The following is a 19,278-nucleotide window of genomic DNA, read 5'->3' as shown; positions in this document are numbered from 1 at the left end:
TAAAGCTCCGGCAATTAACGTTCTGAGTGTTCATCTATCCTTGGTATTTATGATAAACTTATCGGCGTTAATTGAATTGTACAATCAGAGGCGCTTCTGAACACACCATCTCAGCTATCACTACCACTCTATCTTCCGGATGATGAAACCTTTGCAAGTTTCTATGCGGGGGAGAATGAAGGGTTGCTGTCAGCGCTTAAAACAGCGATTAACCAACCTCATGGCAGTTATATTTATTACTGGTCTCGAGAAGGAGGCGGTAAAAGCCATTTACTACATGCGGCTTGTGCTGAACTTTCAGAGCAAGGTATTGCCGTCGGTTATGTTCCTCTCGATAAACGGGCCTATTTCGTACCTGAAGTTTTAGAGGGTATGGAACACTTATCCCTTGTCTGCATTGACAATATCCAGTGCATTGCAGGTGATGAAGAGTGGGAAATGGCCATTTTCAATTTATATAACCGCATATTAGAGATTGGGCGAACCTGTTTGCTGATTACAGGGGATAGACCTCCTCGTCAAATTGATTTAAAACTTCCTGATTTAGCCTCTCGTTTAGATTGGGGGCAAATTTATAAACTTCATCCGCTGAGTGATGAAGATAAAATCCATGCATTACAGTTGCGTGCTAGTATTCGTGGGTTTGAATTACCTGAAGATGTCTGTCGTTTTGTTTTAAAACGGCTAGATAGAAAAATGGGGACGCTATTTGATATTTTGAATAAGCTTGATCATGCTTCTATTGTTGCGCAGCGTAAGATGACCATTCCCTTCGTAAAAGATATCCTAAAGTTATAAAAGTTTGGCAGCCAATCGACTGCCAGATATTTCACTTATAAAATCTCTAGTACTTGCTCCGGTGGGCGACCTAATTTCGCTTTTTTGCCTTTAACAACAATAGGGCGCTCAATTAATTTTGGATTATCATGCATGGCTTTAATGAGTTGCGCTTGAGTTAAGGTTGTATCTGCTAATTTCAACTCTTTATATAACTCTTCTTTGGTGCGCATTAGTTGGCGTGCATCACTGAATCCTAGCATTTTCAATAGGTTTTCAATTTCTGCAACTGAGGGCGGTGTTGTTAAATATTCAACCACCGTCGGTGTAATACCTTTGTCTTGCAATAAACCCAAGGTTTCACGGCTCTTTGAGCAGCGTGGGTTATGATAAATTTTAATTGAATCCGTCATGATTATTGGTCCTTACGGTTTTGCATTACTATCACGTTCTTTCAGCCTTGTTAGCTCATCAATACGCGCATCAAATCGTAGCTGATCGTAGCTACCTAAACGGCTTCTACGGCTAGCTTCACTCAAATAATTAATGGCAGTGTCATAGTTACCACGTAGTGCCATACCTTCTGCATAGGCGGCAAGTTCCGCATTGCGATCCCCTTGTTTAGCCGATGCTTCTGCCAACAAATCCCATCCTATCGGGTCATCTGGGTAATCAAACGTATATTTATTTAATAGCTTGCTGGCATCTTGATATTGACCGCTATTCACGTACGCATTGGCTAAGTTAACAATAAATACCGTATTTTTCGGTGATTTTTTCAGGGCGTTTTGTAGGCGGGTTACTGCTTTTCCAACCTGCTTTTGTTCAATGTCTATATCCGTCATTGAGTCAATGAACCATGGGTTATCTGGTTGTTTGGCCAATAATTCTGACAGGATAGCGCCTGCTTCGGCATATTTTTTATCTTGTGATAATTGTAAAGCTTGACCATATTTGGCGGCCAGTTGTTCTTGGGCATTGCCTTTACTGTAATTATCCAAGATTTGGTCTAGTGCAATTTTTTGGTCGGCGCTATACATGGACAAGATACGTACTCGAGCCAACATAAAATCGAGAGAGGATGGCGCGCTAACTTTTGGATATTGGTTAGAACGGTTGCGTGCATCCGCTAAACGGCTATCAGGCAAAGGGTGAGTAAGTAGGATTTCAGGTGGCTTTGACATATAGCGCGTTTGGTCTGACATTATTTGCATAAAATCAGCCATCGCATGTGGGTCAAAACCCGAGCGGCGTAAGGTCTGTAAACCGATACGGTCGGCTTCTTGCTCATTCGCTTGAGTGAAGCTGATCATCCCTTGTTGCATACCTGCCATGGTCCCTGTTAAGGCGGCAAAACCAGCTTGTGGGTTTGCCATTACGAGTAGCAATGAGCCAATGGTTCCTGCAATAGCCAGTGGCGTAGTGGCTTTTTGGTCTTCCATCATTCGCGCCAAATGGCGCTGAGTCACGTGAGATATTTCATGCGCCATAACAGATGCTAGCTGGCTTTCATTTTGGCTATAGCGGAATAGGGCGGAGTGCAATACGACGTTACCACCAAAATAGGCATAGGCGTTAATATTTGGGTTATTGACTAAATAGAACTTAAATGGAGTTTTAACTGAATCCGCATTGGTCACTAAACGTTGCCCAAGCTTGTTAATATATTGGGTAAGCAGCGGATCATAAATTAAAGGCGTACTGCCTCGAATTTGGCGAGTAATTGCATCGCCCATTATGATTTCTTGGTTGATGCTCAGTGTACCGCCAGCTGTGGTACCAATATCTGGTAAGGTATCTTCGACGGAACTATATGCAGGTAATATAGCGCCATGGATCAGCGCAGACATGAATACAGCCAGTAATGGATATTTCAATTTTTTAGTCATGGTGCATATCTTCACTTATCACCTACAGAAAACGCGAATTAATTAGGAGATATGATAGCAAAAGCTATCGTAAAATCTGTTATTCGGTATAATTTTCTTCAATTTAGGAACTGTCCTTGTTTGACCTTCCCAGGAGCCAATAAATGTTAGAGATGTTTTTACAATGGTACCGTCGGCGTTTTGCTGACCCGCAAGCAGTTGCATTGTTTAGTCTGCTAGTCATTGGCTTTTTGGTCATATTTTTCTTCAGCAGTATACTGGCTCCATTATTAGTCGCAATTGTCTTTGCGTATTTACTTGAATGGCCAACTCATTTGCTTCAACGTATCGGTCTTTCCCGTGTTTTATCGGTTAGCATCATTTTGACCTTATTTGCGGGAATTAGTGCCATGGTGATCCTAATTATTGCACCTACAGCATGGCAACAAGGGATGAATTTGGTTGCAGATTTACCAAACATGGTCACTCGTTTTAGTGAATTTGCACAAAAACTGCCGGAGCAATATCCCGCTCTCGTTGATGCCGGGATCATCGATATGATGGCAGATAATATTCGTAGCAGGTTGTCAAATGTTGCGGACTCAGTGGTTAAAGCGTCAGTTGCTTCATTGATTGGTATTTTCACTCTTGCAATTTATTTGGTTCTGGTTCCATTGATGATATTTTTCTTATTGAAAGATAAAGAAAGAATTTCGAAAAGCTTTCTAAAACTATTACCTCGAAATCGTTTATTAGTCAGCAAAGTATGGCTAGAAATGAATCAACAAATCACCAATTATTTACGTGGTAAAGTCACGGAAATGGTTATTGTTGGGGTCTGTACCTATATTGGGTTTGCTTATTTTGATTTGCGCTATTCAGTACTTTTATCTGTGTTGGTTGGGGTTTCTGTCTTGATTCCTTATATCGGTGCTGTAGCGGCGACAATTCCTGTCGTGCTCGTGGCGTTATTCCAGTGGGGAGTGGGTAGTGAATTTTGGTCGTTATTGATTGTCTATCTGGTTATTCAAGGCTTGGACAGTAATATTGTGGTGCCATTACTCTATTCAGAAGCTGTGAATTTGCATCCATTAGTCATCATTTTATCCGTGGTGATTTTTGGTGGATTATGGGGCTTTTGGGGCGTGTTCTTTGCTATTCCGTTAGCGACATTGATTAAAGCAGTCATTAACGCGTGGCCTCAAGATGTGAATGATGTTGAAACACTAGATAAAAACTTATCATAGAAGTCAAAAGTAAGCAGAAAAGAAAAAGGTTGCCTAAAATATTCGGCAACCTTTTTGTTTAATTAGGCGTGAGCGTTGATATACGTTAGAACGATTTCATGGTGATTACTGGTTTTAAAATCGTCAAAAACATGTTCAATGGTGCCGTTTGCATCAATAAGAAAACTAATACGGTGAATCCCATCGTAGGTTTTCCCCATAAATTGTTTTTCACCCCAAACACCGAATTGCTCACAAACTTGATGATCTTCATCGGATAACAGAGTGAAGTTTAATAACTCTTTTTCAGCGAAACGAGCCAATTTTTCTGGTTTATCTGTACTAATACCTAAAACCTCGACACCTTTTGATTTTAGTGTATCCATCTCATCACGCAGGCCACAAGCCTGAACAGTACAACCTGGGGTCATTGCTTTAGGATAAAAATAAGCTAATACGCGTTGCCCCTGATAATCAGAAAGATTGATGATCTCACCATCTTGGTCAGGAAGGCTAAATTGAGGCGCCTTATCACCGGCTTTCAATGGGTTCATTGCATATATCTCCGTTAACTCTGCATTTTGGGATTGTTAACAATACTGATGTTGCCTTTGGCACTTAGCATTGTACATAGTTGTTGAAATTTATTCTTTATAATTATGCCATTATCATCCAGAGGATCATGGGCTGTAATTTGGATTTCTAATTGAGCGGGCATATCTTCATTAGCAGGCTGTGTCTTTGATACTAGTTCAGCAATATTACAGTGTTGCGTGGTGAGTAAATTGGTGAACTGTTCGACGATGCGAGGAGCATCATCTACAACAACATTGATCGTTACAGTTGAAGGATAGTAGGTTTTTTTCACGCTGTGCGTTCTTTTCATCACAATCAGCAGATCAAGCTCAGCACCTTTGGTGGGTAAGATCGCTTCTAACAATGTGATAGCGTTCCAACTCCCTGATAACATCATGATAAATGTAAATTCCTCGCCAAACATAGCGAGTCGGCTATCCTCAATATTACAATCACACTCGCTGACAAGACGTGTAATCGTATTCACGATGCCCGAACGATCTGTTCCCAGCGCAGTAATAACAAGAAATTGCGGTTCAGTCTTAGGCAAAGTTTGTTCCTTATTTGACTAAATTATGGTCAGAATGGTGTTGACCCTAGATGAAGCTAAGGAAACCATAAAATTGTGAGTCTGCCAAGTAAAGTGATTCACTCTTGCGACAAATACTGCTGAATTATTACTTCTATTTAAGTTAATGTCATTGGCATTAACAAAATTCATTAAAATCTTGCGTTTGGGTGGTTTTATTCTTTGAAATGAAAAAGTAACATGGGAACTCATCTATTTAGGGGATATCGTGATGGCAAATCAAAACGCACACTACAAAGATTTTTTAACGGGAAGTATTGTTGCCGTTATTACACCAATGGACTCAGCTGGAAACGTTGATAGAGCAAGCTTGAAAAAGCTGGTGGATTATCATGTAGAAAGCAAAACTACAGCCATTGTTTCTGTAGGAACTACCGGGGAGTCGGCAACACTTAACCATAAAGAACATGTGGATGTCGTTAAAGCAACCCTTGAGCTAGCAGATGGGCGCATTCCTATTATTGCGGGCACTGGCGCCAACGCAACAGCAGAAGCAATTTCGTTAACTCAAGAGTTTGAACACAGTGGCGTAGTTGCTTGCCTGACGGTAACTCCTTATTATAATAGACCGTCACAAGAAGGTTTATACCAACACTTTAAAGCGATATCAGAAAACACCAGCTTGCCACAAATTCTCTATAATGTACCATCACGTACTGGTTGTGATTTATTACCAGAAACTGTGGGGCGCTTGGCGAAATTGGCGAATATTGTTGCAATTAAAGAAGCAACAGGGAACTTAGCAAGGGTTCACCAAATCAAAGAGCTGGTTGATGAAAATTTTGTCCTGCTATCTGGTGACGATGCAACAGCACTTGATTTTATGCAACTTGGTGGTCAAGGGGTAATTTCCGTCACTTCCAATGTGGCTGCTGCGCTGATGGTAAAAATGTGTGACTTAGCGCTTGAGGGCAAATATACTGAAGCCCGTGAATTGAATAAACGACTGATGGGGCTTCATCATCAGTTATTTGTTGAGCCAAATCCAATACCAGCGAAATGGGCATGCCATCGTCTTAACCTCATCGCTGATGATACGTTACGGTTACCAATGACACCGCTAACAGTATCAGGGCAGCAAAAGGTTGAGGATGCCATGAAGCTCGCTGGCTTACTGTAAAATTTAGGGAATTTTAATGGCAACATTATTGCAAAAATCGAAGGTTATGAAGGTTGCTGGCCTGTCACTTGTCGTGTTACTGGCAGCCTGTTCCAGCGATCAGCGCTATAAACGTCAGGTCAGTGGTGATGAAGAATATCTTAGTGCTGCGCCATTGAAAGCATTGAATGTGCCTCAAGGAATTACATTACCTGCGGCGAATGGTGAATATGATCTTCCTAAGACTACATCCACTGGCGCAGTAGGTAAGGCACTTGATATTCGTCCTCCTGTATTGACGATTTCACAATTATCCGGCTCTCGTACTGAGAATAGCGCTGAAGCAAGTCGTTTGTTGCTAGAAAATACACCTGAAAATAGTGCGTTATGGTCACAAGTTGCGATGATTTTAGAGCAACGCGGTATTCCAGTATCCAGTAAAAATGATGGTTCTCGTTTTATCGAAACTGACTGGATTAAGTGGGATCGTGCGGATGAAAACGTGCCATTAGAAAGTCGACATAAAGTGACTGTTCAACCGGAAGGTGGCATGATTGCCTTAACTGTGACCAATTTAGGTCTACGCCAAGGTAATGAGTCAGTGACTGATGCAGTTGAAGTTCAACGCTATAATAAATTGTTATTAAACGATTTAACTGATGCTCTTTATGCCTTACGTGACACTTCAAGTAAAAATAGCCTACAAAGCGCGTATGGCATTATTGATGTGCAGACCGGCAGTAATGACACGGGATTACCGGTTGTTATCGTACGCGCACCATACGATGCAGTTTGGGAGCGTTTACCACATGCATTAGAAAGTGTTGGCATGAAAGTGGGTGATCGTAGCCGCTCAGCGGGTTCTGTGATGGTGACATACAAAGGGCTGAGTAGCTCTGAATGGCAAGCGTTGGGAATTGATGATCCTTCGGTGCCAGAAGATGACTATAAAGTCCAAGTGGGTGACTTGAATAACCGTAGTAGCTTACAGTTTATCAATACTAAAGGTGTGCCATTAACTCAGAAACAAAATGATGAGATGGTTGCTGCTCTGAAAGCCGCTTTTAGTAAAGCTCCAACTAAAAAATAAGTTTATTTAGCTTATTGGTTCATAAAGAAACGCTATCCGATTGGGTGGCGTTTTTTTTTACTCAAATGCTCAAATAAAGTGAGCCAAATGTAATAAAATCGTTTAATTATCACTCTAACGGTTAATGTATCCAACGCTATTTTTCGGATATACTTCAGTCAATATGGGTGAACAAAGAGGATAGAGTCGTGGATAATAACGCATCAAAACCAACGACAGATAGAGATAATAGTTCGATGCCAAGACAAATATCAGGGGCTGAGTTTAATTATAAACTTAGGGATCCTCAGAATAATCAGGCTCATACCGAAAGTTTTATTCGGGATGGTGTCGTGAATGTTGATTTACCAGGTTATGTTATTCCGAAAGGGTATCGGCTAGTTAAATCACTTAAAAAAGAACAATATAGATTGTTATCAACTGATGGGATCCCTGAAACAGTTTATTTACTTGAATTGAGATTCCGCCCAGATATCATATTTGGGGAAACGACATGTACCCAAATTAAAGTTTGGCGTACGGTATCTCATCTACATCAAACTAATATTGGAGATTTGCCTCGTATATTCTTCATCCATTTGTTGGATAGTCATAGCATTATGGTTACGGATGAAGAACATACTCGTGATGGGCAACGTTTTTGGGAAATTATGATTTCATGGGCATTCCATCAAGACTATTATATTTATGCTTCAGATGGAACCATTGAAGACAGACCATTAACTCAAATTCAAAACGAAGCAGAGTTTTTCTCTCAATGGGTAAACCAGCTGTGGGGCACGGATATTGACGTTTATACTCATAAGTTGGTAGTAATTAGTAAATATCCATTACTGTAGTTTCGTACTATTTCATTTTAATCACCTAAAAATTCTCACAACAAACCAATGGACAAAAAATCAGTATTCACGGCTAAGTAATCGTTTGCGTCCACACGTAAATTTTATTATCATAATTGGTAGTTAATTATAAAATATTGAATATCAGTAAGTTAGGCTTAAGGTGTAAGTTTATCGATAACTGACTGAATCAGAGCAGAAAATTAACAATGAAGACGTTTTTTTACGGGTTTAATTCTACTGTTACTTATCTGAATCTGCTGTGCAGGTTGGTTTCTATTTAGTTTAATCACATCTCTGGAGTGTGTAAGATGCAAAAGAAAGCTGAGTTGTATCGTGGCAAGGCAAAAACTGTCTATACCACAGAGGATCCGAATTTATTAATTTTGGAGTTCCGTAATGATACATCAGCACTCGATGGGGAGCGTATCGAGCAATTTGACCGCAAGGGAATGGTCAATAACAAATTTAACCATTTCATTATGACTAAGCTAGAAGAAGCAGGCATTCCAACACAGATGGAAGCGCTGTTATCTGATACTGAAGCTTTAGTTAAAAAATTAGATATGGTACCCGTAGAATGCGTTATTCGTAACCGTGCAGCAGGCTCCTTAGTCAAGCGTCTTGGCGTTGAAGAAGGAATGGTATTAAATCCACCTTTATTTGATTTATTCCTAAAAGATGATGCTAAACATGACCCAATGGTCAATGAATCTTATTGCGAAACTTTCGGTTGGGTAAGTAAAGAAAATTTAGCGAAAATGCGTGAATTAAGCTACAAAGCTAACGAGGTATTGAGCAAAATTTTTGCTGATGCAGGTCTGATCTTAGTCGATTTCAAACTTGAGTTTGGCCTATTCAACGGTGAGGTAGTTCTAGGCGATGAATTCTCTCCAGATGGTAGCCGTTTATGGGACAAAGAAACGCTAAATAAAATGGATAAAGACCGTTTCCGTCAAAGCCTTGGTGGGCTGATTGAAGCGTATGAAGAAGTTGCTCGTCGCATTGGCGTAAAACTTGATTAAGTTCACGAAAACAGTGACAAGATAGCCTGCTATGCAGGCTATTTTTTTGTCATGAGATGTGATGCCGAGCTAAAAAAGCGTCACTCCATGACTTGGCATTATTCTCAATAGGTAATTGTAGGTGTCGGCTTAGTGCCTGCAATGTGGGGGCAGGAAGTCGTGAATCGGGTTGTAACTCTGGATGGTATAAAACATCAGCAACAGCGCCATCAGCAATTAAGCAACCTTTAGATAAATGCACTGCGCGCTGAAAATTCCTAGCCACAAAATCCAAATCATGGCTGATGGCAATGACTGTAGTGCCTTGTTTACGTTGAAGCTGTAGCCAATTTTCAAAACAGCCTAGCCAATGAGCATCAAAATCGCGACTGGGTTCATCAAGAAGTAGAAGCTTTGGTGCTACCGCTGTTAAACAGGCTACAGCGACCATACGACGCTGCGCTGAATGTAAATCTAGAGGGTGCTTATCAGAAACCTCGGTAAGATGACAAATATCGAGGGCCTGTTGAAGACGCCGTTGGCTTTCTGTATGGGATAGTTTTAACCGGCGTAAGCCAAAACGGATTTCTTCTTTAACGCTGCTGTGAAATATCTGTTTTTCGGCCTCTTGAAATAAGATGCCAATCTGTTGGGCTCGTTCTACCGCGCGGTAGTGGCTGACAGATTGATGTTCGAAATTAACGTCTCCCTTTGTGGGAGATAACAATCCCGCGATTAAGCGCAAAAGTGTTGATTTTCCCGCACCATTATCGCCAACTAAAGCCAACCATTCTCCCGATTTAACCATCAATGATAATTGGCTGATTGCGTCCTCTGCGTTCGGCGTCCAGCGAAAACTAAGGTCATTAATTTGTAGCATAGTACGCTCTCATTCTTTGTAATAGTTGTTGCTCATTACGAGGAATTCCCTGATCCCAAACCCCGCTTTGAATGAGATAGCCAATAACTCGCCATGCATCAGGCATATTAATGGTACGTTGTGCAGGAAGAAAAACCTGCTCAATATCGCCTATAGCGACAGATTTTCCTTGCTCTAATAGCATGAAATTATTGCAAAAGTGGAGAGCTGGAAGTAAATGGCGTTCAAATAGAACGATACAACAGCCAGTCAATTGAGAATATTGCTTTAGTTGAGATAGCAGGCGCTCGGTTGCCGCAGGTGTTAGGCGACTAAATGCTTCATCTAACAGAAGGAGTTGAGGACGCATGGCAATGGCACAGGCTAAGACAACGCGTTGAGCCTCACCGCCAGAAAGCGTTGCAGGATGGCGGGTACGTAAACAATCACAGAAGGTTAATTCTAAAGCATGTTCGACCCGTTGCTGAATCTCTTCAGGTGATAGCCCGAGGTTTTCTGGTCCAAATGCAACTTCTTGTTCAACAGAAAAAGTGCAACCCGACAACTGTAGTTGAGGGGATTGTTGGACCCATTGTCGGTTTGCGGCTAAGTTAACGAGAGTCCCTTGGCCAATTTCTTGTGAAAGTACTAACGACGTGCCAGATAAAAGTCCGCTTAGTTGGTCAGGATACCAGCCTGCTAATAGCTGAGCGAGGGTACTTTTTCCACTCCCATTACCACCCAGAATACACAGCCAATCTCCTTGCGCTAATTGTAGGTCTAAGGGGCCAAGCAAAGGTGTTTCAGAGCCTTTAGGTGTAAAGGTCATTTGTTTAATATTTATAACCATATCGCCAAACCTCCTTCAATAAAAAGGAGGAAGAACATTCCAATACGAAGCCTTTTTTGAAAAAGGCTGTCTACTGGCGGATTTAACGTGGTTCTATTTTTCGTGTAGCGGAAAGCTCGCATATCTAGAGCCGCACTACGAACAGTGAGTTCAGATAAGGCATTACTTGCCAAAGGTAATAAAAGGGTGGGCAATGAGGTTAATCTTTGCCAAAAATTGCCATCTAGAGGAACGCCACGGGCTAACTGAGCTTCACGAATACTGGAAAGTTGCTGGCGCAATTGCTCCACTAATAATAGAGGACCCGCCAATAAGTATGCGAAGCTAGCGGGAAGTCGACTGGCAAATAATGCACGGATAAAGCGTTCAGTGGGAACATATTGTAGCCACAATTGGGATGCACTAATGATAGCTAACAAACGAAACCATAGTGCCATCGCTTTTTGTTGCTGGGTGATTGGCGGCGGTGAACCTGTCAATAGTTCACTTAACCAACCCCCATGAATCAGCCATAGTCCCGCAGCCATCGGTAGCATAATCCAGGCAATAAATTTCCAGCGGTAGAACGAGGCTGAGCGTAAAATCACTGCGGCAAATGCACCGAAAGCAATCAAGATGAGTGCCCAGCCTAGGGGCAACATGAGTGTGCTGGCACTAAACCAGAACCAGAGTGTTAATGATGTAAAAGGGTGCATGACGAACCCCTAGCGAACCTTGGCCATATTGGGGAAGCCGCGTTGGACGCGTTCAGGTAAGCGGCGCACTAACAGCCACGCGATGATGGCAGAAATAATTTTGTCAGCAATATTTGCACCTAATACGGTAATAGCAACGGATTCGAGTAAACCATCACCGATGGCATACAGATAGGCTACAAAGAAGTCAGCGCCGCTGCCAGTGGTACCCGAAAATAGATAAGTTCTGATAGGAACGGCAACAATCATGAGTGCTAAGGTAATAATAATTGCCGATAAGATCACGCGGGGCAAAGTTCGAAATCCTCCTGCACGAGCCAACAATCCTGCACTAAGACCAATCATCATCGCCACGGGTGCGAATGCGGCGGCGATCGGACTGCTGATTAATCCCCAAAGCAAGTTAGTGAGTAATCCACTGAATACAGCGACCCAAGGGCCCGCAAGTAAGGCACAAATGAGCGTACCAATTGAATCAAGAAAAATAGGCAGTTTTAGCATTGAGCTTAATTGCCCAGCAATCATATTGATTGCAATAGAAAATACGATGAGAGCCAAGGTACGGCTAGAAATAATGGACGAATTTGCCATGATAGATTGATCCCTTAGAAATAAAAATTAAACCCAATAATGAAAATTAACGTTCAGTAATCACCAACTCTTCATACCCAGAAAGTGGGCAATGCTCTCGGGTAAACTGAACGTTCTCTAATTCACCGATAACTAATTCAAGCGTGGTTCTGACAGTACAGCCGGGCATCATATGACCGCCACTCATGTGTCCATTTTCATCGGAAACAGCGAGATGAAGATGTTCCCCTTCGGCATCTAGGGTGCCAATTAAAGAAACAATTTCATATTTACCCGAGGTGAAGTGGGTATTTTCTTGTCCTGCAAAGCGTAATGCGACATCGGTTAAGCTTCCGACACAGCCAGCAATAAATGCGGCATAAAGTTGATGTTGCTTAATTTTTTGTCGCAAGGTGAGAACGACGTCCTCTCCGGGACACAAACGAAGCGCAATAAAGCGGGCGTTTGAATGGTGCGCTAAAGGTTGTGACATAGCTGCAATCCTAGCTAATAGGTTTATAGGTTTCCATAATCTATTATACGAATTGCATTAAGGCTGTCTGGAGAGTAATTTTTTTTCGAGTCTTTTTAGCTTAAATAGCTATAGCTTGAAAAATATCGACTAAAAAAATGGTTAAGGTCACTATGAATAGAATCTAGAGTGTTCTATATCCTAATTATTTAACTTAAGTTGCTATGTGCAGGGTGATTTAAAGCATAAAAATAAGTTAGTTTTAGGATAAACTGCAAATATTGCTATTTAAGTTGGTAAAATTTGCTTCTTTAAAATCAGATCAATAACATACACAGCAAATTTGTCCTATCTACATTATTTGTACTGAGTGAAAGCTGAGCACTAATTTTACAGGGGTACCCATGAGTCAAGTTGACCCAACACTGATCATTTTATTGGTTCTTGCGGGGCTGGGCATTATCAGCCATAACATGACAGTGACACTCGCAATGCTATTTCTCTTGGTTGTGCGGATCACTCCGCTTAATCATTTTTTCCCATGGGTTGAAAAATATGGTCTAACGATCGGGATTTTGATCTTAACTATTGGTGTCATGGCTCCGATTGCGAGTGGCAAAATATCAGCTCACGATGTCTTTAACTCCTTTTTAAACTGGAAGTCGTTATTGGCGATTGTCATCGGTATAGCGGTTTCTTGGCTAGGTAGCCGAGGTGTGGCATTAATGGGACATCAACCCTCAACAGTAGCTGGTTTATTGGTAGGAACGGTTATTGGTGTTGCACTATTTCGTGGGGTTCCTGTTGGGCCATTGATCGCAGCAGGGATACTCTCTCTCTTGATTGGTAAGTCATAGATTACCGATGGATATACCATTAGACGCAATTGTTCAGCAACTACAACGCAGCGGATACCGCCGTTTATTGGTGCTGTCAGGAGAAAGTGATTGGGTAGAATCACAGCTGGTACAATTCAGACAGCAATTACGTGGTGACTGGTTGTGTGTATCTGCGGATTTACCTGACAGCATTTTACCTGAAAAAGCACATTTACTGTTGGGGCGAGAATTTACTCACGCCATTTTTGATGCCCGATCAGGGTTACATTCTGAAGCACTTGCTATGCTTGCGGGAACGTTGAAAGCAGGTAGTTTATTGGTGCTATGCACGCCAGCTCAACAGCATTGGGCTCAGAAAAATGATACAGATAGCCTGCGTTGGAATGAGCAATTAGGCATTATTCCAACACCGAATTTTGTACGCCATCTTCAACGAACAGTATTATCGTCCCCTGATGTGCTGCTTTACCAACAAAATGTTGGGTTTTCCTATCGTTCATTACCTGATAGCCCAGAATGGCATCCTCCGACGGGGGAACCAACAGTTCAACAACAGCAAATACTCCATCAATTATTATCTGCGCAACAGGGCGTTTGGGGTATTATTGCTGCCCGAGGAAGAGGAAAATCGACCGTTGCTGGAATGCTGATAAATCAATGGCAAGGCGAGTGTTGGTGCTGTGCTCCAGCTAAAGTGACGATAGGCACATTGGAATCTTTCGCTAAAAAAGCCTTAAATTTTTGGGCGCCTGACGCACTATTAAAATATTGCCAATCAGGTCAGCCTATTGATGCAGACTGGCTAATTATTGATGAAGCCGCTACGATCCCAACTCATATATTGCGCCAGCTCATTACTTATTTTCCTCGAGTGTTAATGACAACCACGGTTGATGGTTATGAAGGTACGGGGCGGGGTTTTATGGTGAAATTCTGTGATAGCGTAGATAATTTTACCTCACTAGAATTGAGTGAACCAATCCGCTTTGCACCCCATGACCCTCTAGAAAATGTGATTAATCAAGGTTTGTTACTTTGCGAGCCAACGCCAATTCCTTGGGTTGATGCTCCGGTGAGAGTCTATTCTATTAATCAACAGCAACTCACTCATAATCTAAATCAGCTTCAAGGGTTTTACGGATTACTGACTGGAGCTCATTACCGAACATCCCCGTTAGATCTACGGCGTTTATTGGATGCTCAACAGCAACACTTTGCCATTGCGAGTGTGCAAAATGGGCAGCAGCAAGCTCATATAGGCGCACTGTGGATGGTGGATGAGGGCGGATTAGATACGTCATTGAGTTGGCAAATTTGGGCTGGGCAGCGTCGACCTCGAGGTAACTTAGTCGCTCAATCACTTGCGGCTCATAGTTATTTTCCTACTGCGCCACAACTAATTTCTCGGCGGGTTATGCGTATCGCAGTAGCATCTTTATATCGTCGTAAGAAAATCGGGTACCAATTACTTCAGCAACAGATTGAGCAGGCAAATGCTGATGGGGTAGATTTCTTGTCGGTTAGCTTTGGTTTAACGCCAGAATTACTGGCATTTTGGCAATCTGCGGGTTTCCATCTGGTGCGTATTGGTAGCCATATTGAAGCTAGTAGTGGCTGTTTTACTGCAATGGCGGTACTGCCTTTATCCGCAGTTGCTGGTGAACTTTGCAATAAAGGGCAGTATTTATTGCAAAGAGATAATTTCTGGCGCACTGATTTGAATGAATTTAGTCTGAAAATATCCGCTGACCAACGCTTAATAGAGGAAGATTGGCTAGAATTGATAGGTTTTAGTGACTATCACCGTTCTGTTTCCGCGAGTTCAGCGGCGATACAGCGATATTTAAAATGGCTTCAGGGGCAGCAACATGCACTATCGACTTCTGTTCTGAGTCTTCATTTTATACAAGGTTTATCAATTGAACAGATTGTTCAAACATTAAAACTGACAGGGCAAAAGCAATGGTTAAAGCAAGCAAGAGCAGAAGTTGGGCAGTGGCTGGCAGAATATCAACCTGATCAGCTTCAAGCTCTTAAGCAGAAAGTTAACGCTTTTTGTCTTTAGGCCAGTCCTCATCCTCATCATCCCACAAGTGGTTATTGTCTTGGTGAGGTGGAATTTCAGGTTTGTCTTCTAAATATTTTTTAGGATCTAGTCGCATCATTTCTTTTACTGAATTCCAGATAATACCGACGAGTAAAAGTAAAATGATCCACCAGTAATCTGCGAGCCATTGCATATTTGCCTTCTTATATTAATCATAATACTGTGTAGAACAGCCGAAAGGTGAGTTTACAATAATGTTAGTGGAGCCATTTAACCATGTTTTGTGTTTTTACGGGAGAGCTGGGATGAATATAAAAAAAATCATATTCATTACCGTAGGATGGCTTGCTGTCGGTTTGGCTTTTTTGGGAGTTATTTTACCCGTCATGCCAACAACCTGTTTTTTATTGTTAGCGGCATGGTGCTTTTCGCGTTCTTCACCACGATTTCATAATTGGCTACTATATCGCTCATGGTTTGGTGGTTATTTACGTCATTGGCAAACCTATCGCGCTTTACCTAAAGGTGTAAAACCGAAAGCGATGGCATTGATCACGATAACTTTTACATTTTCAATTTGGGTCGTCGGGTTTTGGTGGCTAAAGATTGGATTATTTATAGGAATGTGTTGGTTACTGATCTTTATGTACCGGTTACCAGTGGTTGATGTTCCCTCGTCAGATCAGGATAAAACCGCACCGTGACGGAATTAAATTTCACTCAGCAGCATAACGCTGAGTGAAATGAAAACAGGTTTATTCAGGAATTTTTATATAGCGGTTAAAAACAGAGTCTAAATTAGCTAATAACCAGCTTTTTCCATAAATATCCTCTTCGATAAGCACTTGTCTAATTACTTCAGGTGTTAACAACTGCTCTGCCTGATGCGATAAAGGCCAGTAACTAATATGCCAAGGTTCGTAAGCCACTCCGCCATCTTTCGCGGTAAAAGGGCGATAAAAATCAAAGGTTGCCATATTTTCACTCAGCCACTCATTGAGTTCTGCTAAATAACCGCCAGCTTCGTATTCCCAAGGCTCTAATTGCAGTGTTTGCCCTGCTGGAATACGCAAAGGGTCATAAACATCAATTTCGGTTCCCCAATGATGGCGGCTTGCTCCCGGTAAAGCTGACCAATGTAAAATAGCTTCACAGCGCTCACCTTCAGTCAGAGTGGAAATATCTAAAGGTTGACTATGGGCATCAAGAACAGGGCGCTTACCTGTGAATTTCTCATTCCAAATTAACTGTTGACGGGAGAAATCTCGAAATGCGCTTGCTGACTGTAATTTAAAACCCGCTCTTGCAGCCGCTTGTTGCATGGCTAGAAAGGCTTTAGTCGCATTAAATTGTAACTTGTGATTACCACCTAATGTCACTAAATGGTCGGTGCAACGGCCTGTGAGCATGTCGATTGTGATCATAAGATCAGTAACTCCATGATGCGTTCATAAATCAGTGCTAATTTTTGTAGGTCATCAACACTGACACACTCATCCACTTTATGGATAGTGGCATTTAGTGGGCCTAGTTCAATAACGTGCGTTCCCATCTGGGCAATAAAGCGACCATCGGAGGTTCCACCACTGGTGGACAGTGATGTGGTGCGCCCCGTCAATTCTTGAATCGCTTGTACAGTGGCACTGACCAATTTACTTTCACCGGTTAAGAATGGCTGCCCAGATAAGACCCAGTCTAAATGGTAATTCAACCCATGACGGTCGAGCATTTCGGTAACGCGTTCTTTAATGATGGTATCTGTAAGTTCAGTACTGAAACGAAAATTAAATTGAACGTTAAGTTCACCAGGGATCACATTATTCGCCCCAGTGCCTGCCTGAATATTTGCAATCTGCATGCTCGTGGCTGGGAAATATTGGTTACCTTCATCCCACGTTGTGGTGACTAATTCTTGTAAAAAGTGAGTTGCTCTATGCACAGGGTTATCGGCAAGATGTGGATAGGCAACGTGCCCCTGTATTCCAATAATGGTTAAATTGGCTGTTATGGAACCACGGCGTCCATTTTTAACTATATCCCCAAGTGCAGATTGACTTGATGGTTCACCCACTAAGCAGTAATCGACAGGTTCATGACGTGCCATTAAGGCTTCCACAACTTTGACTGTACCGTGAGTTGCTTTGGCTTCTTCATCTGATGTAATTAAAAATGCAAGGCGCCCGGTATGATTAGGATGTTTTGCAACAAAACGTTCAGCAGCAACGACCATGGCAGCAATTGAACCTTTCATATCGGCTGCGCCACGGCCATGAAGATGTTGATTGATAATGACCGGAGTAAATGGTTCTGTCTTCCATTTGTTGGGGTCTCCGGCAGGTACGACATCAGTGTGGCCTGCAAATGCTAATGTTTTTCCATCTTGACCACGATAAGCCCAAAAATTAAGCGTATCGCCAAATGGCATTTTTTCAACAATAAACCCGACGTTATTTAAGCGTTCTATTAATAAGTCTTGGCAACCTTGATCATCAGGACTGATAGATGGGCGAGAAATTAATTCTTTGGCAAGTTGAATAACAGGGCAATCCATTCTATCACCTTCTATTGTGTGAATTTTTGATAATCATCGACAGAAAATCCCACTAAATAGCGGTTATCTGCGGATATTAAGATTGGACGTTTGATCATCGCTGGTTCTGCCAGTAACACTTTTTTTGCGCTAGCTGCATCAACAACCGCATTTTTTTCAGTATCACTCAGTTTACGCCACGTAGTGCCTCTTTTATTGACTAATATATCCCAGTCAATATGCTGTAAAAAGGTGGAAAGCAGTTCATCACTGATGCCATCAACACGATAGTCATGAAATTGGTAATGAATACCGTTATCTTCTAGATAGCGACGGGCTTTTTTTATGGTATCGCAGTTTTTAATCCCGTACATAACATAAGGAGAAACAGGGGTGTTGGACATGTCATTTTCCTCTGATGGCTAACAATGTGTGCCATACATAATGCTGGAAAATACAAATATGGTCTACCCCTTTGAATAGAAAAGATTAATTAAAAAACTAATTGATATAATAATTAATATTGAGACGTTAATATTCATAATACTATATGGATGATTAAATATTATTAATGGCGATTATATTAAAAAATATATTATTTAATATAATTATTTTGATCGCATGTATATTAAGCTAGCCTCTAACCTTGAACGAACACGTAATTTTTTTAAAACATTTCGAATATGGACTTTGACTGTTTCCTCTGAAATAAAAAGTAGCTGAGAGATTTCTCTGTTTTTTAATCCAGCAGCCATCTCGTGTAATATTTCACATTCTCTTCGAGTTAATGTTGAGAGTGGATCTTTTGATTGATGTCGAGTAATTAAATGTTGATATACTTTTTCACTAAAGACGTGATGCCCTTCGATGGCTTTTTTCATACTATTAATCAGCATGTCGAGTTCACTATTTTTTAATAAATAGCCTTGAGCACCGGCGTCTATTGCGGAGTAAATATCGGTTTTCATGGTAGACAGAGACAAGACTAATAGATAACTGCTAGTGCAATGCTTGCGTAGTAACCTAATTGTTTCAAAGGTTTTATTACCATGGATTATGGTATCTATCAGAATCATTTTAGGCTGTTTTGTAGTGGCTATATTTAAGGCTTCTTTACAATTACAGACTTCATCAGTGACGTGAAAATCAGTTGCAGTATTTATCAGTTGGGATAGTCCAAACCTAATTATAGGGTGTTCATCAATGATCATAACGGTGTGATTAGACATAGAGGGTTCCTTTTTTATGTCTTGATATTTTTTAGATTAACAATTGTTAATCTGGTTTAAATTCAATTAATTTAAATTCTATGAGTTTCTAAAGTCTTAATTCAGATGTTAATTATTTT

The 19,278-nt window shown here is 41.3% G+C and carries 23 protein-coding genes; 9 read left to right on the top strand and 14 right to left on the bottom strand.

Translation table 11 applies throughout. From position 1 onward, the window contains the following. Nucleotides 1–75: 75 nt before the first annotated feature. Nucleotides 76–798, top strand: coding sequence for a DnaA inactivator Hda (hda, locus tag PROVRUST_RS13155; protein WP_039855247.1), 723 nt, complete (start codon nt 76–78; stop codon nt 796–798). Nucleotides 799–833: 35 nt separating this feature from the next. On the opposite strand, the gene arsC is transcribed toward hda, so the two are convergent. Then, on the bottom strand, nt 834–1,190 hold the full coding sequence (gene arsC / locus PROVRUST_RS13150) for an arsenate reductase (glutaredoxin) (protein ID WP_006815344.1): 357 nt from the start codon (nt 1,188–1,190) through the stop codon (nt 834–836). A 12-nt stretch (nt 1,191–1,202) separates the two neighbouring features. After that, nucleotides 1,203–2,666, bottom strand: coding sequence for a beta-barrel assembly-enhancing protease (gene bepA, locus PROVRUST_RS13145; protein ID WP_006815343.1), 1,464 nt, complete (start codon nt 2,664–2,666; stop codon nt 1,203–1,205). A 143-nt stretch (nt 2,667–2,809) separates the two neighbouring features. Here bepA and PROVRUST_RS13140 point away from each other — a divergent pair, with 143 nt between their 5' ends. Further along, the gene (locus tag PROVRUST_RS13140) at nt 2,810–3,892 is read left to right on the top strand and encodes an AI-2E family transporter (protein ID WP_006815342.1); all 1,083 of its coding nucleotides are present in this window, start codon (nt 2,810–2,812) and stop codon (nt 3,890–3,892) included. Nucleotides 3,893–3,954: 62 nt separating this feature from the next. On the opposite strand, the gene bcp is transcribed toward PROVRUST_RS13140, so the two are convergent. Next, nucleotides 3,955–4,425 carry a thioredoxin-dependent thiol peroxidase gene (gene bcp / locus PROVRUST_RS13135; protein WP_006815341.1) on the bottom strand — a complete coding sequence of 157 codons (471 nt, stop codon included), beginning with the start codon at nt 4,423–4,425 and terminating at the stop codon, nt 3,955–3,957. 14 nt (nt 4,426–4,439) lie between these two features. Beyond that, complete coding sequence (locus PROVRUST_RS13130) at nt 4,440–4,997, bottom strand: glycine cleavage system transcriptional repressor (protein WP_006815340.1); 558 nt, start codon at nt 4,995–4,997, stop codon at nt 4,440–4,442. 250 nt (nt 4,998–5,247) lie between these two features. Here PROVRUST_RS13130 and dapA point away from each other — a divergent pair, with 250 nt between their 5' ends. From dapA to purC, 4 genes are all read left to right on the top strand, one after another. After that, nucleotides 5,248–6,156: a 4-hydroxy-tetrahydrodipicolinate synthase gene (gene dapA / locus PROVRUST_RS13125; protein ID WP_006815339.1), complete on the top strand. Its 909-nt coding sequence runs from the start codon at nt 5,248–5,250 to the stop codon at nt 6,154–6,156. Between the two features lie 16 nt (nt 6,157–6,172). Further along, nucleotides 6,173–7,225 carry an outer membrane protein assembly factor BamC gene (gene bamC / locus PROVRUST_RS13120; protein ID WP_006815338.1) on the top strand — a complete coding sequence of 351 codons (1,053 nt, stop codon included), beginning with the start codon at nt 6,173–6,175 and terminating at the stop codon, nt 7,223–7,225. A 167-nt stretch (nt 7,226–7,392) separates the two neighbouring features. Beyond that, entirely contained in the window at nt 7,393–8,064 is a 672-nt protein-coding gene (locus tag PROVRUST_RS13115) for a hypothetical protein (RefSeq protein WP_006815337.1), read from the top strand. A gap of 311 nt (nt 8,065–8,375) precedes the next feature. Beyond that, nucleotides 8,376–9,089: a phosphoribosylaminoimidazolesuccinocarboxamide synthase gene (gene purC, locus PROVRUST_RS13110; RefSeq protein ID WP_006815336.1), complete on the top strand. Its 714-nt coding sequence runs from the start codon at nt 8,376–8,378 to the stop codon at nt 9,087–9,089. A 49-nt stretch (nt 9,090–9,138) separates the two neighbouring features. On the opposite strand, the gene PROVRUST_RS20565 is transcribed toward purC, so the two are convergent. From PROVRUST_RS20565 to PROVRUST_RS13085, 5 genes are read right to left on the bottom strand one after another with little or no spacing between them, the layout of a single operon-like run. Beyond that, entirely contained in the window at nt 9,139–9,948 is an 810-nt protein-coding gene (locus PROVRUST_RS20565; protein WP_006815335.1) for an energy-coupling factor ABC transporter ATP-binding protein, read from the bottom strand. Continuing rightward, entirely contained in the window at nt 9,935–10,777 is an 843-nt protein-coding gene (locus PROVRUST_RS13100) for an energy-coupling factor ABC transporter ATP-binding protein (RefSeq protein ID WP_006815334.1), read from the bottom strand. Before PROVRUST_RS13100 ends, PROVRUST_RS20565 begins: the two co-directional genes overlap by 14 nt. Continuing rightward, complete coding sequence (locus tag PROVRUST_RS13095) at nt 10,768–11,472, bottom strand: energy-coupling factor transporter transmembrane component T (RefSeq protein ID WP_039855242.1); 705 nt, start codon at nt 11,470–11,472, stop codon at nt 10,768–10,770. The genes PROVRUST_RS13100 and PROVRUST_RS13095 overlap by 10 nt, the downstream gene beginning before the upstream one ends. Nucleotides 11,473–11,481: 9 nt before the next feature. Continuing rightward, nucleotides 11,482–12,063 (bottom strand): membrane protein, encoded by a 582-nt coding sequence (locus PROVRUST_RS13090; protein WP_039855240.1) that lies wholly within the window; start codon nt 12,061–12,063, stop codon nt 11,482–11,484. 46 nt (nt 12,064–12,109) lie between these two features. After that, nucleotides 12,110–12,535: a PPC domain-containing DNA-binding protein gene (locus PROVRUST_RS13085; RefSeq protein WP_006815330.1), complete on the bottom strand. Its 426-nt coding sequence runs from the start codon at nt 12,533–12,535 to the stop codon at nt 12,110–12,112. 383 nt (nt 12,536–12,918) lie between these two features. On the opposite strand from PROVRUST_RS13085, the gene PROVRUST_RS13080 reads away from it, so the two are divergent. Beyond that, nucleotides 12,919–13,371 carry a DUF441 domain-containing protein gene (locus tag PROVRUST_RS13080; RefSeq protein ID WP_006815329.1) on the top strand — a complete coding sequence of 151 codons (453 nt, stop codon included), beginning with the start codon at nt 12,919–12,921 and terminating at the stop codon, nt 13,369–13,371. Nucleotides 13,372–13,378: 7 nt separating this feature from the next. Further along, the gene (locus PROVRUST_RS13075; protein ID WP_006815328.1) at nt 13,379–15,418 is read left to right on the top strand and encodes a tRNA(Met) cytidine acetyltransferase TmcA; all 2,040 of its coding nucleotides are present in this window, start codon (nt 13,379–13,381) and stop codon (nt 15,416–15,418) included. On the opposite strand, the gene PROVRUST_RS13070 is transcribed toward PROVRUST_RS13075, so the two are convergent. Then, nucleotides 15,399–15,593, bottom strand: a complete 195-nt coding sequence (locus tag PROVRUST_RS13070; protein ID WP_006815327.1) for a YpfN family protein — start codon at nt 15,591–15,593, stop codon at nt 15,399–15,401. The genes PROVRUST_RS13075 and PROVRUST_RS13070 overlap by 20 nt on opposite strands. A 118-nt stretch (nt 15,594–15,711) precedes the next feature. Here PROVRUST_RS13070 and PROVRUST_RS13065 point away from each other — a divergent pair, with 118 nt between their 5' ends. Next, the gene (locus PROVRUST_RS13065) at nt 15,712–16,104 is read left to right on the top strand and encodes a DUF454 family protein (RefSeq protein WP_039855470.1); all 393 of its coding nucleotides are present in this window, start codon (nt 15,712–15,714) and stop codon (nt 16,102–16,104) included. Between the two features lie 51 nt (nt 16,105–16,155). Here PROVRUST_RS13065 and PROVRUST_RS13060 read toward each other — a convergent pair whose 3' ends face one another. The 4 genes from PROVRUST_RS13060 to PROVRUST_RS13045 form a co-directional block, all read right to left on the bottom strand. Continuing rightward, on the bottom strand, nt 16,156–16,824 hold the full coding sequence (locus PROVRUST_RS13060; protein WP_006815325.1) for a M15 family metallopeptidase: 669 nt from the start codon (nt 16,822–16,824) through the stop codon (nt 16,156–16,158). Beyond that, on the bottom strand, nt 16,821–17,951 hold the full coding sequence (gene dapE, locus PROVRUST_RS13055) for a succinyl-diaminopimelate desuccinylase (protein WP_006815324.1): 1,131 nt from the start codon (nt 17,949–17,951) through the stop codon (nt 16,821–16,823). The genes PROVRUST_RS13060 and dapE overlap by 4 nt, the downstream gene beginning before the upstream one ends. Before the next feature lie 11 nt (nt 17,952–17,962). Next, a complete protein-coding gene (locus PROVRUST_RS13050) occupies nt 17,963–18,334 on the bottom strand; it encodes an ArsC family reductase (protein WP_039855238.1) in 372 nt (123 codons plus the stop codon). Between the two features lie 204 nt (nt 18,335–18,538). Then, nucleotides 18,539–19,159: a LuxR C-terminal-related transcriptional regulator gene (locus PROVRUST_RS13045; protein ID WP_006815322.1), complete on the bottom strand. Its 621-nt coding sequence runs from the start codon at nt 19,157–19,159 to the stop codon at nt 18,539–18,541. Nucleotides 19,160–19,278 lie beyond the last annotated feature (119 nt).

It is taken from the genome of Providencia rustigianii DSM 4541 (assembly GCF_000156395.1).
In the GTDB taxonomy this organism is placed as follows: domain Bacteria; phylum Pseudomonadota; class Gammaproteobacteria; order Enterobacterales; family Enterobacteriaceae; genus Providencia; species Providencia rustigianii.
Note: the sequence above shows the minus strand (reverse complement) of the source record. Positions and strands in the feature narration are given on the sequence as shown.

What these genes read in the sequence shown, in the direction of transcription:
- PROVRUST_RS13100 (WP_006815334.1), bottom strand. Translation starts at nt 10,777, where the DNA reads ATGGTTATAAATATTAAACAAATGACCTTTACACCTAAAGGCTCTGAA.
- bepA (WP_006815343.1), bottom strand. Translation starts at nt 2,666, where the DNA reads ATGACTAAAAAATTGAAATATCCATTACTGGCTGTATTCATGTCTGCG.
- PROVRUST_RS13045 (WP_006815322.1), bottom strand. Translation starts at nt 19,159, where the DNA reads ATGTCTAATCACACCGTTATGATCATTGATGAACACCCTATAATTAGG.
- PROVRUST_RS13075 (WP_006815328.1), top strand. Translation starts at nt 13,379, where the DNA reads ATGGATATACCATTAGACGCAATTGTTCAGCAACTACAACGCAGCGGA.
- purC (WP_006815336.1), top strand. Translation starts at nt 8,376, where the DNA reads ATGCAAAAGAAAGCTGAGTTGTATCGTGGCAAGGCAAAAACTGTCTAT.
- dapE (WP_006815324.1), bottom strand. Translation starts at nt 17,951, where the DNA reads ATGGATTGCCCTGTTATTCAACTTGCCAAAGAATTAATTTCTCGCCCA.
- PROVRUST_RS13060 (WP_006815325.1), bottom strand. Translation starts at nt 16,824, where the DNA reads ATGATCACAATCGACATGCTCACAGGCCGTTGCACCGACCATTTAGTG.
- PROVRUST_RS13080 (WP_006815329.1), top strand. Translation starts at nt 12,919, where the DNA reads ATGAGTCAAGTTGACCCAACACTGATCATTTTATTGGTTCTTGCGGGG.
- PROVRUST_RS13090 (WP_039855240.1), bottom strand. Translation starts at nt 12,063, where the DNA reads ATGGCAAATTCGTCCATTATTTCTAGCCGTACCTTGGCTCTCATCGTA.
- bamC (WP_006815338.1), top strand. Translation starts at nt 6,173, where the DNA reads ATGGCAACATTATTGCAAAAATCGAAGGTTATGAAGGTTGCTGGCCTG.
- PROVRUST_RS13050 (WP_039855238.1), bottom strand. Translation starts at nt 18,334, where the DNA reads ATGTCCAACACCCCTGTTTCTCCTTATGTTATGTACGGGATTAAAAAC.
- PROVRUST_RS13070 (WP_006815327.1), bottom strand. Translation starts at nt 15,593, where the DNA reads ATGCAATGGCTCGCAGATTACTGGTGGATCATTTTACTTTTACTCGTC.
- arsC (WP_006815344.1), bottom strand. Translation starts at nt 1,190, where the DNA reads ATGACGGATTCAATTAAAATTTATCATAACCCACGCTGCTCAAAGAGC.
- PROVRUST_RS13085 (WP_006815330.1), bottom strand. Translation starts at nt 12,535, where the DNA reads ATGTCACAACCTTTAGCGCACCATTCAAACGCCCGCTTTATTGCGCTT.
- PROVRUST_RS13095 (WP_039855242.1), bottom strand. Translation starts at nt 11,472, where the DNA reads ATGCACCCTTTTACATCATTAACACTCTGGTTCTGGTTTAGTGCCAGC.
- bcp (WP_006815341.1), bottom strand. Translation starts at nt 4,425, where the DNA reads ATGAACCCATTGAAAGCCGGTGATAAGGCGCCTCAATTTAGCCTTCCT.
- PROVRUST_RS20565 (WP_006815335.1), bottom strand. Translation starts at nt 9,948, where the DNA reads ATGCTACAAATTAATGACCTTAGTTTTCGCTGGACGCCGAACGCAGAG.
- dapA (WP_006815339.1), top strand. Translation starts at nt 5,248, where the DNA reads ATGGCAAATCAAAACGCACACTACAAAGATTTTTTAACGGGAAGTATT.
- PROVRUST_RS13140 (WP_006815342.1), top strand. Translation starts at nt 2,810, where the DNA reads ATGTTAGAGATGTTTTTACAATGGTACCGTCGGCGTTTTGCTGACCCG.